At 44.2% G+C, this 17,172-nt stretch carries 15 protein-coding genes; 12 read left to right on the plus strand and 3 right to left on the minus strand.

All coding sequences use genetic code 11. The features are described 5' to 3' along the window. Positions 1 to 207: 207 nt before the first annotated feature. The 3 genes from pnp to MKS89_RS02835 all read left to right on the plus strand — a co-directional run bounded on the left by pnp (position 208) and on the right by MKS89_RS02835 (position 4,814). Positions 208 to 2,343, plus strand: coding sequence for a polyribonucleotide nucleotidyltransferase (gene pnp / locus MKS89_RS02825; RefSeq protein ID WP_072961312.1), 2,136 nt, complete (start codon positions 208 to 210; stop codon positions 2,341 to 2,343). Positions 2,344 to 2,458: 115 nt separating this feature from the next. Beyond that, the gene (gene nlpI, locus MKS89_RS02830) at positions 2,459 to 3,361 is read left to right on the plus strand and encodes a lipoprotein NlpI (RefSeq protein WP_235862528.1); all 903 of its coding nucleotides are present in this window, start codon (positions 2,459 to 2,461) and stop codon (positions 3,359 to 3,361) included. 127 nt (positions 3,362 to 3,488) lie between these two features. Continuing rightward, complete coding sequence (locus MKS89_RS02835; protein WP_072961307.1) at positions 3,489 to 4,814, plus strand: MATE family efflux transporter; 1,326 nt, start codon at positions 3,489 to 3,491, stop codon at positions 4,812 to 4,814. A 39-nt stretch (positions 4,815 to 4,853) separates the two neighbouring features. On the opposite strand, the gene MKS89_RS02840 is transcribed toward MKS89_RS02835, so the two are convergent. The 3 genes from MKS89_RS02840 to MKS89_RS02850 form a co-directional block, all read right to left on the minus strand. Beyond that, positions 4,854 to 5,741, minus strand: a complete 888-nt coding sequence (locus tag MKS89_RS02840; protein WP_072961304.1) for a U32 family peptidase — start codon at positions 5,739 to 5,741, stop codon at positions 4,854 to 4,856. Positions 5,742 to 5,754: 13 nt separating this feature from the next. Continuing rightward, on the minus strand, positions 5,755 to 6,768 hold the full coding sequence (gene ubiU, locus MKS89_RS02845) for a ubiquinone anaerobic biosynthesis protein UbiU (RefSeq protein ID WP_072961301.1): 1,014 nt from the start codon (positions 6,766 to 6,768) through the stop codon (positions 5,755 to 5,757). Positions 6,769 to 6,867: 99 nt separating this feature from the next. After that, on the minus strand, positions 6,868 to 8,919 hold the full coding sequence (locus tag MKS89_RS02850) for a sensor domain-containing protein (RefSeq protein WP_072961298.1): 2,052 nt from the start codon (positions 8,917 to 8,919) through the stop codon (positions 6,868 to 6,870). Between the two features lie 193 nt (positions 8,920 to 9,112). Here MKS89_RS02850 and ubiT point away from each other — a divergent pair, with 193 nt between their 5' ends. From ubiT to MKS89_RS02895, 9 genes are all read left to right on the plus strand, one after another. Then, positions 9,113 to 9,643, plus strand: a complete 531-nt coding sequence (gene ubiT / locus MKS89_RS02855; RefSeq protein WP_072961295.1) for a ubiquinone anaerobic biosynthesis accessory factor UbiT — start codon at positions 9,113 to 9,115, stop codon at positions 9,641 to 9,643. Beyond that, positions 9,627 to 10,127 (plus strand): GNAT family N-acetyltransferase, encoded by a 501-nt coding sequence (locus tag MKS89_RS02860; RefSeq protein WP_072961293.1) that lies wholly within the window; start codon positions 9,627 to 9,629, stop codon positions 10,125 to 10,127. The genes ubiT and MKS89_RS02860 overlap by 17 nt, the downstream gene beginning before the upstream one ends. A 78-nt stretch (positions 10,128 to 10,205) precedes the next feature. Beyond that, complete coding sequence (locus tag MKS89_RS02865; protein ID WP_072961290.1) at positions 10,206 to 10,610, plus strand: DNA polymerase III subunit psi; 405 nt, start codon at positions 10,206 to 10,208, stop codon at positions 10,608 to 10,610. Beyond that, entirely contained in the window at positions 10,607 to 11,050 is a 444-nt protein-coding gene (rimI, locus tag MKS89_RS02870) for a ribosomal protein S18-alanine N-acetyltransferase (RefSeq protein ID WP_072961287.1), read from the plus strand. Before MKS89_RS02865 ends, rimI begins: the two co-directional genes overlap by 4 nt. 657 nt (positions 11,051 to 11,707) lie before the next feature. After that, a complete protein-coding gene (locus MKS89_RS02875) occupies positions 11,708 to 13,111 on the plus strand; it encodes an undecaprenyl-phosphate glucose phosphotransferase (protein ID WP_072961285.1) in 1,404 nt (467 codons plus the stop codon). Between the two features lie 46 nt (positions 13,112 to 13,157). After that, positions 13,158 to 13,721 (plus strand): polysaccharide biosynthesis/export family protein, encoded by a 564-nt coding sequence (locus MKS89_RS02880; protein ID WP_072961282.1) that lies wholly within the window; start codon positions 13,158 to 13,160, stop codon positions 13,719 to 13,721. Positions 13,722 to 13,758: 37 nt separating this feature from the next. Then, positions 13,759 to 15,957: a GumC family protein gene (locus tag MKS89_RS02885; protein ID WP_072961280.1), complete on the plus strand. Its 2,199-nt coding sequence runs from the start codon at positions 13,759 to 13,761 to the stop codon at positions 15,955 to 15,957. A 31-nt stretch (positions 15,958 to 15,988) separates the two neighbouring features. Further along, positions 15,989 to 16,702 (plus strand): hypothetical protein, encoded by a 714-nt coding sequence (locus MKS89_RS02890; RefSeq protein WP_131814920.1) that lies wholly within the window; start codon positions 15,989 to 15,991, stop codon positions 16,700 to 16,702. Beyond that, the gene (locus MKS89_RS02895; protein WP_072961274.1) at positions 16,703 to 17,101 is read left to right on the plus strand and encodes a VanZ family protein; all 399 of its coding nucleotides are present in this window, start codon (positions 16,703 to 16,705) and stop codon (positions 17,099 to 17,101) included. Positions 17,102 to 17,172: the final 71 nt, after the last annotated feature.

Genomic DNA, 17,172 nt, shown 5'->3' on the forward strand with positions numbered 1-17,172 from the left:
CGCCTGAGTAGTTTATACTAGCGACCGTTGAAGTCAGTCAATTGATTTCAATACACAGACTCAAAGCATGACAGTCACCGAAGTCGGCCAAAAGGTCGCGACTATTCAAAGGAGATTGGCATTTCAGTATCCTTTTACTAGTCGCGATTTGTGATGCCTTGAGTATTGATAACCCATTTCTAGGTTAGCCTAGGCAAAGGAATAATAATGTTTGAAAAACCAGTTGTGAAAACGTTTCAATACGGCAATCACACCGTCACGATTGAAACTGGCGTGATTGCACGTCAGGCAACATCAGCAGTTATGGTCACCATGGACGATACATCAGTATTCATTTCTGTGGTTGGAAAAAAAGAAGCGGTAGAAGGTCAAGATTTCTTCCCGCTGACAGTTAACTATCAGGAACGGACTTATGCTGCCGGTAAGATTCCTGGTGGATTCTTTAAACGTGAAGGTCGTCCTTCTGAAGGTGAAACTCTGACAGCTCGCTTGATCGACCGTCCGATTCGCCCTCTGTTCCCTGATGGTTTTACCAATGAAGTTCAGATTATTGCCACAGTTATGGCCGTAAACCCTGATGTTCAGCCTGATATCCCAAGCTTGATCGGTACTTCTGCCGCGCTGGCAATTTCTGGTATTCCATTCAATGGTCCAATCGGTGCGGCTCGTGTCGGTCATATTGATGGACAGCTTGTTTTGAACCCAAGTGCGAAAGAGCTCGGAGAATCTCGTCTGGATCTCGTGGTTGCCGGGACAGAAAATGCGGTACTGATGGTTGAATCTGAAGCAGATATTCTCTCTGAAGAAGAAATGCTTTCAGCGGTCGTATTTGGTCATGAACAGCAACAGGCTGTGATTCAAGCCATTAATGAATTTGCTGCTGAAGTTGCAGCACCTGCATGGTCATGGAGCGCTCCTGAAGTCAATGTCAGCCTGAAAGCATTAATCGCTGAACATGCGGAAGCTCGCTTTGCTGAAGCATATCAGATCACTGAGAAAATGGCGCGTTACGAACAGGTGGGTCAGATTAAATCTGATGTTATCGCGACATTACTTGAACAAGATGCAGCTCTGGATGAAAACGAACTTCGTAACATGCTGAGTTCATTAGAGAAGAAAGTCGTTCGTAGCCGTATTCTGTCTGGTGCGCCGCGTATCGACGGTCGTGAAAAAGATATGGTTCGAGCACTGGATGTTCGCACGGGTGTTCTGCCTCGCGTCCATGGTTCATCGTTATTTACCCGTGGTGAAACACAAGCTATCGTGACGGCTACGCTGGGAACTCAGCGTGATGCGCAAATTATTGATGAATTAACCGGTGAACGGAAAGAGCACTTCCTGTTCCACTATAACTTCCCACCTTACTGTGTAGGTGAAACAGGTTTCGTCGGTTCTCCAAAGCGTCGTGAAATTGGTCATGGTCGTTTGGCGAAGCGTGGTATTCAGGCGGTTATGCCATCGATTGATGAATTCCCTTATACCATTCGTGTCGTCTCTGAAATTACTGAATCAAATGGTTCTTCTTCAATGGCTTCAGTATGTGGTTCATCGTTGGCATTGATGGATGCAGGAGTGCCAATTAAGGCCTCTGTTGCTGGGATCGCGATGGGACTCGTCAAAGAAGAAGATGATTTTGTCGTTCTGTCCGACATCTTAGGTGATGAAGATCATCTTGGTGATATGGACTTTAAAGTTGCGGGTACATCCAATGGTGTGACTGCACTGCAAATGGATATCAAAATCGAAGGGATCACCAAAGAAATCATGCAGATCGCTTTGAATCAGGCCAAAGGTGCTCGTTTACACATTCTGTCTGTGATGGATAAAGCGATTCACAGTGCGCGTGATGACATTTCTCAGTTTGCGCCACGTATCCATACGATGAAAATCAGTTCTGATAAGATCAAAGATGTTATCGGTAAAGGCGGTGCTGTCATTCGTGCATTGACAGAAGAAACCGGTACTACGATTGAAATCGAAGATGATGGGACAATCAAGATCGCTGCGACGGAAGGCGAAGCGGCTAAACATGCGATTCGTCGTATCGAAGAGTTGACGGCTGAAGTTGAAGTTGGTCGGATCTACACTGGTAAAGTTACTCGTATCGTTGACTTTGGTGCCTTTGTCGCTGTTCTTGGCGCTAAAGAAGGTTTGGTTCATATCTCTCAAATCGCAGATCAACGTGTTGAGAAAGTGACGGATTACCTGAAAGAAGGTCAAGAAGTTCAGGTGAAAGTGCTGGAAATTGATCGTCAGAACCGTATCCGTTTGAGTATGAAAGAAGCGGCTGTAAAACCAGCGGTTGAAGACGCACCACAACAAGATCAATCTGACGCAGAATAGAAACGCACCTCTGGATTCGATATATCCATTGGGTTGCTTTTTTATTGGTAAGCATGATGTTATAAAGGGAGCTGTTTTGCTCCCTTTTTTTATGCCCGCGTTGAGGAGAATAATTTTGGCGAAGTGGTTTCTCACGATATTGACAGGACTCGGCTTACTTTTGAGTGCTGGGTGCTCATCGTTTGTGCATCAGCAAGACTCTGAGTGGCTTTATGCCCCGATGGCCCGGCCATTACAACCGACGATTCAACAAGAAGTAAAAATCTTGCGGTTGAGCCAACTGCTACAGCAAAAAGAACTCACGGATGAAATTCGGGCCAAAGTTTTTCATGAACGTGGTAATAACTACGATATGCTGGGTTTAAAAAATCTGGCACGTCTGGACTTCGAACAATCTTTGCGTTTTTATCCCTCTCAGCCAGAAGTGTTTAACATGCTTGGCGTCTATTACACAGAAATCAACGATTTCGATGCTGCTTATGAGTCATTTGATTCCGCATTAGAGCTGGCACCGGAGAGTGTGTATGCCGGCAGAAACCTTGCGATTGCGTTGTATTACGGTGGTCGTGCCCGTTTGGCCCGGGATGAAATCGAACAGGTGATAGCAAAAAATTCAGCGGATCCTTTTAGTGCCTTATGGCGATATATGATCGTGAGTGAGATGGATGCGGAAACGGCTCGAAAAGAATTGATGCAAAGTTATCATGCCCGTCAGCCTGAGCAAGATAACGCTTGGGGATGGTCTTTGGTTGCCATGATGTTAGGGGAAACCGATGATTCGACGGTTTTCAAACAGCTCCTGCAAAAGACCAGTGATAATACGGTGCTCGCTCGCCGCTTAACGGAAGCTTATTTTTATCTCGGAAAGCGTTATGAGATGCAAGCACAGTATGCTGAGGCGGTCGCCTTATATAAACTCGCTATCTCAATGAATGTTTACGAGTATATTGAACATCGCTATGCCTTTTTAGAACTGGAACGGATATACCATACGATTAAGGACGATCATTCATCGTAATATTGATATTTTCTTGATTGAAATCACGACCTCAGGATCTGAATTTATTGTCTTGAAGTTGGGTTTGTGGTGAACAGCCTGCATTGATTCTTGCAGGCTGTTTGTATTTCAGGTTTGGGTTGAATCTATGCAGCAGTCTATTTATTCACAGTATTTTCGCTATACCGTTCCAACCGTTGCGGCCATGTTAGTCAATGGCTTATATCAGCTTATTGATGGTATTTTCATTGGTCAGTATCTTGGTGTTGATGGATTAGCCGGCATTAATATCTCTTGGTCCATGATTGCTATACTGGTTGGCATTGGTTTGATGGTGGGGGTCGGGACGGGCGCCATTACCTCCATTTATAAAGGACAGAAGAATTTATCCGCAGCCCGCCAGACGATCAGTACGGGGCTGATCTTGTTGATCCTGTTATCGCTGTTGCTGTCTTTGGGGTTGCGGTTCTTTATGGCGGATATTCTGAATTGGCAAACACAGGATCCCAATGTCTTTCATCTGGCGATGCAGTATATGCAAGTGGTGGTGTTTACCTCTTGTTTTACCCTTTCTGCGACGGCATTACCATTTCTGATGAGAAACGATGACAGCCCGGCATTCGCGACCTATCTGATGAGCATCGGTGGGTGTCTGAATATTGTTTTTGATTATCTGTTCATTGTGGTCTGGGATATGGCGTTGCAGGGCGCAGCGATTGCGACCGCAATATCACAGGCTGTGGTCACCATTGTCGGACTCAGTTACTTCTTTTCTCCTGCGGCATCTTTGCGTTTAAGACGCGCTGATCTGTTGTTTTTCCGGTGGCAGGATATTCGTCAGATTGTTTTGGTCGGTCTTTCAAGCTTTTTCATGTACCTCTATTGGAGCGTGATGGTGGCCTTGCATAACAGCCAATTTGCGGCCTACGGTGGTACAACCGCTTTGGGAGCATACACCATCCTCGGTTATATGGTGACATTCTATTATTTGACGGTAGAAGGGTTTGCGAATGGGATGCAACCGTTAGTGAGTTTTAACTACGGTGCGAATCAGTTAGCGAATATTAAAAAATTGTTGTTAATGGCGATGAGCTTATCTGTCGTATTCGGATTAGTTGTTACCGCGATTATGAATCTTTATCCGCATGAGATTATCGCTATTTTTAATCGTGATAACCCGGAATTGAGTGATTTTGCCACCACAGGGATACGATTACACTTTATTGCATTGTGTTTGGATGGCTTTATTGTTGTTGCATCTTCATTTTATCAATCAATTCACCGGGGTAAAAAAGCGGTGAGTATTTCACTGGGTAATATTTTTATTCAGCCACCATTCTTATTTTTGCTGCCGCTGGGATGGGGACTGACAGGCGTATGGCTGGCCTTTCCGATTTCGAATATTGTTTTGTCGTTAGTAGTTTCAGTGATCTTGTATAAAGATATCAGGCGGTTATTTCATTCAGCCGCCTGATAGGATTGGTGTGATTCAGTGATGGTGAAGCGGTGGCATTCACTGAGAGTTTGAGGTTACGTTCTCCAGCCCCGCGACGCGGTGCCAGTAACCATTACATTGGTGATTGTCTAACGGATAGGACTGCGCCGCAGTCTCATTGTCGCGGAATGCTTGAATGGTTGTCAGGGTTTCCGCACCAGTGGGGCTGAGACGAACGACATCGACGCTGTCAGTCATTCCGGGGAGTTCGTTAATCAAGTTATAGCAGTAGCCTGACTGCGTCTGAATCCCGTTCAGGTTGAAGACTTCTTGTCCTTCCTGACTTTGGACTCGGATACCATTGGGATAATGGATACAACATGTTTTACATTCATCTTTCGGGCGGTTTTCAGCCCGAGCTGTGAAACAACGGGCGGAGTAGGCGAGTGGCAGATAGCCATAGCCGAATATTTCAACTTCAAATGCGTCACGAATCCCTAACGTTTCACATTGTTGCAGCACTTGTTTCAGCCATGAATGGGACAGCTCGACAGGCATACACCACCGGATCATGCCTTGGCGCAGAAAATATTTCAGGGTATGGGCGTTGTAGCAGTTGATCGCCGGCCCGACAACAAATGGTACTCGCTGTTCATTGGCGAGATGAACGGCTGAAACATCGTTGGCTTCAATGATAAAATCACCGTTATCAATGTATTTTTTCATGACGGTGAGTTCACTACGTGACTCAAGCAGCGCCATGGTTGACAGGACGACCTGTTTACCGCTCCGGGCGATTTCCTGTGCGATTGCCAGCCAGTCGTGTGTTTTTAACTCCCGACGCTTGGAACAAACGGTCTCTCCTAGATAGATGATATCAGCGCTGGCGCTCTGTGCTTGCTGATAGAATTGTTCCACCTCTGTTTTAGGCCAGAAATAGAGTAATGGACCTAATGCATATTTCATCTGTGAACTCCTTTTATTGCCACTTTCTGTGATAGGCACCGAGTGTTGTCTGAGTGCCTTCGGAAACGTTGGCAAGAGTTCGGTTCCATGCTTCATCGACCTGATAATTTTGAGGCGCAGACAAATAATGGTCAATCGCTGCCCGCCATGTCTTGGTGACTTGCTCGACATAGGCAGGACTACGCTGCCGCCCCTCAATTTTAACTGAGGCGACATTCGCAGCGAAGAGCTCCGGTAAGAGCGACAGTGTATTGAGACTCGTTGGTTCTTCCAAGGCGTGATAACACTGCTGTTGGCCGTTTAGCTCGGTGACGAAGCGGCCCTTACATAAGGTCGGATAGCCAGCATTTTCCCCGGGTTTGTATTGATCAATCAGAATGTTATTCAGCCGGGTTTCCATCCCATGTGGTGTTTCTTGCCAGCGGACAAATTTTGCGGGTGAACACGCTCCGACAGTATTGGGAGATTCTCCCGTCATATATGAAGAGAGATAGCAGCGACCTTCCGACATAATACAGAGACTGCCAAAAGCAAAAACTTCCAAGTCAATCTCATCATCAATGGATTGAGAGAGTTGTTTGACTTGGTGAATCGATAGCACCCGGGGAAGAACAACCCGTTTGATGTGGAAGTTTTGGTGATAAAACGCAATGGCTGCGCTATTGGTAGCGGAAGCTTGAACGGAAAGATGAATTTCCTGATGCGGATAGCGATTAGAGATGTACTCCAGCAGCGCTATATCGGCAACAATTAATGCATCGACGCCCAGATCAACCGCTTTATCGGCGGCCTCCGTCCAGTGGTTAAATCGATCTGGATGGGCAAATGTGTTGAGAGCAACATGGATTTTCTTGTGATGTTCATGGACGAACCGAACAGCACTTTCCAGTTTTTTCCCTGAGAAATTTAAGCCGGCAAAATGGCGGGCATTGGTGTCGTCTTTAAAACCGATATACACCGCATCGGCACCATTGGTGATTGCCGTCTTCAGGGCGGGGAGGTTTCCCGCGGGACAAAGCAGTTCCATAGTAACTTAATTTCTGGTGGCTCTTGAAGTGGCTGTATTGTATGGAAAAGTGCGACAGAATGAATTGATGTGAGGCAGGTTTGATCTGGAATTTTTTATTTATGAAGACGAGGATGAGGAGGCGTGGCGACGGTTTTGGGCGAATAAAGCTTCGACTTCCTGCTTGGGTTGCGGACGATGAAAGTGAAATCCTTGGATAGAATGACAATGAAGATTGGAGAGTAAAATGGCTTGTTGCTGAGTTTCCACCCCTTCAGCCACGACCTGTAACTGTAAAGATTGGCCGAGATTGATGATGTTTTCGATGACGGTTAATTGTTTGGGTAATTGATCGATCTCCGTAATAAATGCTCGGTCAATTTTGAGCTCATCAATCGGAAAGCGGGCGAGATAAGAGAGAGATGAGTAGCCGGTACCGAAATCATCAATCGATAGGGTAAAGCCGAGTTTTTTGATGGCATTCAACATTTGTACAGTGTGTTCACTGTCACTCATGACCGCACTTTCGGTCAGCTCGAAGGTAATACAGCTCGGATCAAGTTGCGTCGAACGTAGGAGTTTCTCCATGAAATCGATCAGTTTCGGGTTACCAAACTGCTCCGGAGACAGATTAATTGCGACAGGACCGGGGAGGATTCCTTGCTGTTTCCAACGTTTGACTGTCGTGAATACATCCCGCATCACTACCCGACCCAAGTGTTCGATTAACCCAGCCTTTTCTGCGACAGGAATAAATGAGCCGGGGCTGATATACCCTTCGACCGGATGTTTCCATCGCACCAATGCTTCTGCACCGTTGATACTAAAATCTCTCGCATTGACTTTCGGTTGATACCAGACTTCAAGACCACTATTTTGCAGTGCTTTTTGCAGTTCAATCTCCAGCCACAATCGGGTTCTTGCTTCTTTATTCATCTGCGAACTGAAGCGAATCATCCGGTTACGTCCTCTCGCTTTGGCTTCATACATCGCAGTGTCGGCATTTTGCAGCAAGATTCGTGCATCTCTGCCATCACCTGGGTAAGTCACACTGCCAATAGAGCAAGCAAGCCTTTTACTAAAATAGTTCAAATCGAAAGGTTGATTGACCAACGCAATAATCCGTTCGGACAGCATTTCTGCGGAACGGGGTTTTTCCGGCTCTGGCAAGAGTAAACCAAATTCGTCAGCACCCAAATGACCTAAAATTGCATTTTGAGGGAGTAATCGCTTGAGTCGGGCAGCGACCTCTCGGATTACTTTGTCACCGATATGATGTCCCAGAGAGTCATTGATGTTTTTAAAGTTGTCAATGTCGAGATAGAGCATCACTAGCGGGATGTTATCAGCAATGAACATATTGAGTCGTTTGGTAAAACCGGTTCGGTTATACAACCCGGTCAATGGGTCAATGTGGGCATCAATCGATGGGTGATATAATAACTCAGGCGTCTTTTTTTCTTGAGGTTGAATAAGGACAAAAAATGCCGGACTCCCAAAAATCTTGGTGGTTTCAATCTGAAGTGTTACTTGCCGTTCTTCACCGTAGGCTTGGGTCGTATGGCAAGAAATAGGGTGTTGAATGGTCGGGGATAGATTGAGAACAAAAGGTTTCTGGGTTGATGTCTGAATAAAAATCTCTGAGAGCTGCTCTCCGTAAAGTTCATCGGCGGTACTCAGTCCCAGCAAATGGGCCGCCGCCGGATTGCAGGAAATGACGGTATTTTCTTCAACAATGAGCACCGATTCCTTCAACATATGAACTAATGTGGAGAATTTTTTTTCTGATTCGTCAATGGCATCGAGTAACATCTGCTTTTCTGAGGCATCGACAGCTTGAAAGATGATTCTTGGGGGATGACCATCGAATTGCAGTCGCGAGACGGAGATCAGGAGTGTCGTCGTGAGTTGCATACTGTCGAGTGTTAGCTCGGTTTCAATGGTTTCTCCGTTAAATGCGCGATGATAATAGGGACGAATTGCTTGATAGAATGACGCCCCAAAAACAGCCTGATCATTGGAACCGATGAGCTGCTCGTCTGTGAGACCTGATATTTCACAATAGCGTTCATTTACCATCGTATAATTGTGCTGGGCATCGAGAATGGCAAAAAAGAAAGGGCTGTGTGACGTTAACTGTATAAACCAGCGTTGAAATTCTTGTGAAATCATGCCAACTATTCATTGCTTAGCAACCAGACCGGTACTCAGCATTTATCAATCGATACGGAGTACGTCACTATAACCGCCTTTGTAACATTAGTGAAGTGCGTGGTGGTCTTAGATTTTTTGATTCACAACAGCAATTCAAGTTTAATCTTTCAGTATGATAACACCATTCATATCAACTTAATGGATAACGAATGTGCTCAATAAGATTCAGTACTACATGGTGCAAAACGCCGCTTCATTTTTGAAAACACCGGCGCGCTTTTTGCCAGATTTTGTGCAAAACAAAATTCTGTTAGAGGCTTTGAATACTATCTTTAAAGAAGCGCTGGCAGAAGGGGAGTTTGAGTTCCTTGAGCGTCAGTGTTTGAAAGTAGAGGTAAACGATTTGGGGCTCTCTTGGCTGCTTACCTGTCGTAAAGCGCAGTTGGTCATCGCTGAACCTGCTGTTGAACCTGATGCCTGTTTTAGTGGCTCTTTGAATGACTTTGTGTTGATTGCAGGGCGAAAAGAAGATCCTGACACCCTCTTTTTTCAGCGACGACTTTCGATTGAAGGGGATACCGAGTTGGGACTTGAAGTGAAGAATATGATGGATAGTGTCGATCTGGAGACATTTCCGGCACCCATTAAATATTCTTTGAATCAGCTCTCTGATTTTGTGTATAAAGGTATGCAGTCAGAACACTCAAATCATAAAGGAATGGTGAATGCTCATTCGCACTGAAGCACCCGCAGATATTTTACCTATTGATCAGTTACTACGCGCATCGCTGAAGCGTGAGGAAACTGCCGATCTGGTCATGGCTTACCGGGAAAGTAGTCGTATTACATTGTCTCTGGTGGCCTGCGATGATGAAGGACAGATTCTGGGATATATTCTGTTTACACCGATTGCTCATGATGGCGTGTTTCATCACTGGCAGCACCTGCGGTGGTTGGTTGCTGACCCACAAGCTCCGGATGAGATTACGCAACAGTTAGTGACCGAAGGGCTGAATTCGCTGTATGAATTCGGTTACCCGGTGTGCTCGGTGTTCGGCGCTTATAACGACTATCGGTCACTTGGCTTTCTGCCGGGGGAAAATTTTAGTCTCAATACTGTGCATTCTTTGTCACCTCCCAATCAATTGCTCATTTGTGAAATGGTTCAAGGGGCGGTGGATGAAATGGGTGAGCATCAGATTGAATTTGACCCCTCACTCCTTTGAGTTTTTCCCAGCTTCTGCTTCAAAGGGAAATTTGTTAGTATATCGTCCCTCTTTTATTGGTTCATTGGGCTGACATTCATGCAAGAGCGTCAACGATATTATTTACAGGAAATGGGGATTCAGAGCTGGCAGCTCATTCATCCCGAGCGAATGCAAGGTATTGTCCATACACAGTATGAGTTGCCATCATCCTGTAAATTATTATTTGTCAGTCCGGTTTTGCCTGAAGGTCCTCAGGCGGTGATGTTTGAGAAAGTGCTTAAGAGTTTTGATGTTTCTCTTGAAGAAGCACGACATGTTGATCCCCATTCGCTTGATTTGGTTGCTCAGACTGATATTGAATGGATCTGGTTTGCGGGTTGTTCAGCACCGGAGGGGATCACTGCAAAACTGCTCACATCCCCTTTGTTGAGCCAGATCGATGGTCATCCTCAACATCGTCGGGAGCTCTGGCGTCAAATTTGTTCTTATCGGGCCTCATGAATATTTCAATTATCCCAATGTCCTCTGATCATTTGGATCAGATCTACTCAATTGAGTGCCGAGCGCATTCCTTTCCCTGGAAAGAATCGATCATCCGTGCTCTGGATAGCCGTGGCGCTTGTCATCATACGCTGTTGATTGATGGGCGTGTCGGTGGCTACTTTTATGCTCAGAATATTGTTGGCGAAGTCTCGTTGCTCAACATTGCAGTGGATCCCGCGTATCAGGGTAAAGGACTTGGACGGCAACTGCTCGCGTTTTTTCTCGATTTTTGTGAACAGCATGCTGTAGAAAGCGTGTGGTTGGAAGTCAGAGCGAGTAATCTGCCAGCATGTCAGCTGTATCTCAATGCGGGGTTCAATGAAGTGGATCGGCGCTTTGGCTACTATCCGACTGAAAATGGACGTGAAGATGCGATTATCATGAGTTATTTTTTATAATCTCCCTGCTCACGTCTTGTCTGACTTGTCGTTCACTATCTCATCCCAGTTATATCTGTCTGTTTATCTATTTTCAAGAACGCTATTTTCAAGAACGCTATTTTCGAAAAATAGTGCTCTTAGTTTTTATGACTTATTTAATTAAAATAACTGAATTATTTATTATTTTAAATAAATACTTTTGAGTAGAGTGTCTCATTATTGATATCCTGACAAAAAAATAACATTTCTATGTATCTGACCTGATGTTAATTCGACTTCGTATCGATATAAATTGGCGGTGCATTCAATAAAAATAATACCATGAGTGATGCTTTTTTAACGTGTTTTATCATAATTAATTATTGTGTAAATCTAATGTCTCACTTTTAAGAATGATGAAAATATCAGTGTAATTTGCCTTTATTTCGATTGAAATAATAGTGACTGATGTCGCATACTTTGATTGTGGTCAATTTCATATTTTGACAAATAAAGTGAAGTCGTTCATTTGATTTTGGTGAGAGGATGTTAACTTTTTCTTTAAAAAATCAAATATAAACAATTAGTTATGATTATCTTGATCGTTTATGCCATAGCGTCATTTATTCAGTTTGTGGGGTGCTTCACCCAAGGGCGGTAGCATACTAAATTTATATTGGTTAGGTGGGATGTCAGATGGGATATGGTAGTCGAATTAAATATTATGGAGAAGAATCATCAGTCGGATTTAAGGTTGTTGATATTTTTGTTATTTCAATGATTTTATTTTTAGTGTCAGAGTCATATTTAGACGGTTTTACAACTATTTATCAATTAATATTGAGTTTTTTTGCGGTCGTCTATTTTGTTATATCTGATGTCGCAGGTGTGTATCGGCCATATAAATATCTTTCATTTAAACAAAATTTCTTTGCGATAGTAATGACTTGGAGTGTTTGTGTCGCATTATCTCTCATTGTTGCCTTTTTCCTTAAAATTAGTGAAGACTATTCTCGTTTGGTTATTGGTTTATGGTTCGGTCTAACCCCGTTTTTTCTGGTGGGATGGCGCTGGTTGGTTCACGGCATGTTTCGTGTCATCTTCCCCGGAGATAAACATCGCAGCAAAGCCATCATTATCGGGGCGACAGGATCGGGCCTTCAACTGGCTCAGGAACTCAAACAGCACCGCTCAAGTCGGGAAGTTTTGATCGGCTTCTATGATGACCGTAGTCTGGATCGAATCGGCTTACATCGCCTCTCTTGTCCGCTACGCGGAAAAATCGATGATGCACTGATGCTGGCGAAAAGCCACAGTGTCCAGAAGGTTTATATTGCATTGCCGATGGAAGCGGCCAAACGAATTAAACAAATCTTAAATGCTTTTGCTGACTCAAATGCTCATGTCTATGTTGTTCCTGACTTTTTCACTTTTGATCTGATGCAGTCGCGGCTGAAAAATATTGGTAAAGTTGTCACATTGAGTGTGTATGACACACCTTTCTACGGTTTTACTTCTCTGATCAAACGTATCGAAGACATCATTCTTGCCTCAATTATTATCACGCTGATTAGTCCCGTGCTGTTATTTGTTGCCATTGGTGTGAAACTGTCGTCCCCGGGACCCATCATTTTCAAACAAGAACGCTATGGTCTCGATGGCAAGCCGATCAAAGTCTGGAAATTCAGATCAATGCGGGCCATGGATAATGGTTCAGTGGTGAAACAGGCGACCAAAAATGACCCTCGCGTGACTCAATTCGGGGCTTTCATTCGCCGCACCTCTTTGGATGAATTACCGCAGTTTATCAATGTGATTACCGGACAGATGTCGATTGTCGGCCCGCGTCCGCACGCTGTTGCGCATAATGAGGAATATCGTGGGCTGATCGATAAGTATATGCTCCGTCATCATGTCAAACCCGGCATTACTGGCTGGGCTCAAATTAACGGCTACCGAGGAGAAACCGATACACTCGATAAGATGGAAAAAAGAGTTGAGTTTGATTTGAGCTATATCCAGACATGGTCTCTATGGCTCGATTTAAAAATTATATTCTTAACGGTATTTAAAGGATTTGTCGGGAAAACAGCCTATTAATTCACTGTTTTCCGAGAATGGGGTTTAGAGTTCTGATAGGTAAGTGATGTTGAAAATAATATTAAAAAGCATGGTTTTATGCTGCATATTCTTTTCTGTTTTTGTCGGTGCAGTCGAATATCGATTAGGTGCCGGGGATGCAATCAGAATTTCTGTATATGGGGAGCCTGACTTATCGTATGAACAGTATCTCATCGATAGTGGCGGAACAATGGATTACCCTTATTTAGGGAATCTGGAACTCAAACATAAAACACTTAGTGAACTGAGAAATATGATTGTCAACGGTTTGAAAGGTCAGTACCTCGTCGATCCGAAAGTGACAATCAACATTGTGAAATATCGAAATATCTATGTGAATGGTGTGGTGAATTCTCCGGGTGGATATGAATATCAACCGGGGTTGACTGTTCAGAAAGCGATTGCTCTGGCTGGCGGATTTCTCGCGAAATACCGCAAAACGCGTGGTATCTATTTAACCAAAGATGAAGAAATTGAAGGATTATCCCAGGATCAGATTGAGGAATTACTGAAAGGTAAACATGAAGTCGAACTGAATGAAACCGTACATCCCGGTGATACGATTTATGTAGTGAGTTCTTTTTGGTAAGTCTGAAAATATAAAATAGATGAAGGCAAGGTAAAGAATGCAAGAGCACTTTGAAGATAATGCCAGTCAACAGAATGATATAATTGATCTGACACATTATCTGAATTTAATCAAAAGAAACTGGATCTCAATATTTATATTCTCAGTATTGGTGACCGGGCTGTCAGTATTTATTGCGCTGTCTTTAAAGTCGAAATATACCGCAACGGCTACTTTACTGATTGAATCAAAAGAAAGACAGGCGATTTCAATTGAAGATGTTGTCGGTATCGAACCGAATCAAAAAGAATACTATCAGACACAGTTTGAAATATTGAGATCCAATCAGATTGCTGAAAAAGTGATTCATAAATTGGCTTTGGATCAGAAGGAAGAGTTTAATCCGTTACTGAGTCAGGAGAAAGGGATTATCGAGACGATAAAATCTTATCCTGTCATTGCTGGATTACTTGGTTCGACGAACGAAGAGGAAGCGCCGGATCCTGAATATGTGCGTCAGAAAGTATTAAATGCCTTTAAGAAAAATCTTGAGATTACACCGATTTTAAAGACTCAGTTGGTCAGCATCAGTTTTACATCTGAGGATCCTAAACTGGCTGCTAAAATTGCGAATGAAGTTGGTTACGCTTATATCGAAAATAATCTTGAGTCGAAACTCTCCGCAACTCAGTATGCATCGAGCTGGATAACCTCACGTTTGTCTGAATTAAGAGATCAGTTGGCCGATTCTGAAAAGGCGCTTTCTGACTTTTTGATCAAAGAGAAATTGATCGATGATAGCGGCATTGAATCTCTTGCCAGCAAACAATTGGCAAGTTTGAGTGAGCGGTTGGCGCAAGTTCGCGATGATCGAATAGAAACAGAATCAGCCTACAAAGCATTAACCACGGGGAATGTGAAAGATATTGCTTCTTTGTCAGCGATCCCTTCGATCTCCCAGCATCCTCAGGTGATCGATATCCGGAATGCGGAGCTGGAAGCCCAGAATGAAGTCAATGAATTGAGTAAACGCTATGGGCCGAAGCATGACAAAATGATCGCTGCGCAAGCTAAACTAAAATCGATTGAGGATCAGGCTCAACGTGTCACTCAGAAATTGATTCGAGGTATCGGCAAAGAGCTACAGGCAACAAAAGAGCAAGAAGCCCTGTTGGTGCAGGAAGTCACACGAGAGAAGAATGATTTTCAGGCGTTGACGGTTAAAAAAAGCAAATATGATTCATTGCAGCGTGAAGTTGAAACCAATCGGGAGATTCTCAACCTCTTTCTGACGCGACAAAAAGAAACCACTGCGACCAGTGATTTCGACTCGACGAGTGCCCGGTTTACCGATCAGGCTTTGGTGCCACAGTTACCCAGTGCACCGAAACGAAAACTGATTGTCATCGCTGCATTTATTCTCAGTATCGGGATGGCGATTGGCTTTATTATCATGCTTGATTTGTTGAAAAATACCATTGAATCCGCTGGTGATTTTGAAGATAAGTTCGGTTTAATTCCTATGGGTGGCATTCCGGTGGTGAAATCGAAACGGTTCCGTAAGAAACCGATCGATAGCAGTATCTTTACCGATGAAAATGAGGTGAGTTTTAGTGAGTCGATTCGTTCAATCCGAACCTCTCTGCTGGTCAATCATATTGATAGGCAACATCGGAAGATTGCGGTAACGTCATCACTACCCGAAGAAGGCAAGACCACGGTTTCTCTCAATTTGGCGGTTTCATTTGCCAAAGTTGAGCAAGTTTTATTCATTGATCTCGATTTGCGTAAACCCGCGGTTGCCGAACGGTTTGGCTACAAGAAATATCAGCAAGGGCTCACGAATCATTTGTTGATGAATACGCCGTTAAGTGAGTGCATCTTTAAAGATGAAGCATCCGGTTTATCTGTGTTACCCGCCGGCATGTTAGCGTCTAATCCTCAAGAGCTGTTGAGTTCTCAGCAGTTGAAAACATTACTGACAGAGCTCGAAGGTAGCTATGACCGGATTATTATTGATACTCCACCGACGTTACCGGTTAGCGATTCTTTAATCATCGGTCAGCATGTCGATTCTGTTGTGCTGGTGGTGAAAGCGAATGCGACCAAGCAGGCGTTCGTGAAAAAAGCGATGACTAAACTCATCAGTCATCAAACCACGCTTGCCGGAGTGGTCATCAATCAGGTCAGTCAGAAAGTTGGCGCGCTTGAGAATGAGTATGAGTATGGTCAGTACTATGGCTATGCGGAAAACTGAAATTTGGCAATGTAACTCAGGGATGATGAGAATGAATTGCTCGAAAATTTCACAATATACGCTGATTGCGATTTCTGTATGGATGATTATTTTCTCGGTACGGGCATTGATGGGGAGTTTGTATAGCAATGTCGTCCATCTGGAAATTGAGCGTCTCGATCAGTCAAATCATCAGATGACGGCTGATGCTCTGGCACAGTTGAATCAATTCAAAGATGGGATGTTGTCATGGGATGACGACAATCCGGAAAATCTGTCAATGGCTGCTTATACTGCCTTGCTTAATCGTTTTTCTGCACAAGAATTGACAAGAGAGCAGTATTTGCAGCAAAGCGATCATTATAACTGGCAATCGATTCGGCGCAGACCTTTGTTTCCTGATGGCTATGCGCAGGAAACGGAACTGCTTGCCTTATGGGAAAAGCCATTTGATGAGGTTGTCCGGGTTTTGAATATGGCTGAGACGTACGGACCTTATGAAAAATATACGGCCGAAACGGCGATGAATGTGTTGTTTAAGTATTGGGCACAGCTATCTCGGCAACAGCGTCTGGATGCGATTCATTATATGACAGCGCATGAAAAATATGGGCTGAAGCGGTGGCGGTTGAATGAAATATTCAAAGTTTCCCCTTACAAACAACAGTTTTGCAGTCTGGCTATCTTTATTCGTTTGCCTTTGTGGACGTGTGGCAATTTCTCGGATGCTGCCCGCAATGATCCGCGATCTCAGGAGGGCGTCTGAATGAAGCAATACTGGATACTGATTTTGGCTGTTGTTGTGGTCGGCTCGCTTTCGCTGAGTAAAAGCGTCGGTTTTGGGGCGCAACATGTGATTGCTCTGGAACAGATTTTAGGCGGAGATAAAGACCTTCATTTCTTGTGTGCCTTTGTTCTGACGAGCTTGTCGGTCTGGGTGACCCGAACCCGTGTGCGCAATAGTAAGACCGTGCGTTTGATCGGTTGGCCGACCTTAGTTGTTGTGGTGCTCATGATGCTGGATGAGTCCTCCCAGTTTTGGTTGCAGAGGCGTGAATTCTCAGTTGATGACATGATGACGAATCTGCTTGGTGTTGCGATTGCATTGTGTGTTGCAACGTTTGTGAATTACATCCTGTCGAACAAAGCGCGTTCTGATGACTAAATCCTGAGTATGACGTATTCGGGCAGAGAGCAATTGCAGGTAGATAGCAATCGAACACAGAAGTGAGTTCA

Source organism: Vibrio gazogenes (assembly GCF_023920225.1).
Taxonomy (GTDB): domain Bacteria; phylum Pseudomonadota; class Gammaproteobacteria; order Enterobacterales; family Vibrionaceae; genus Vibrio; species Vibrio gazogenes.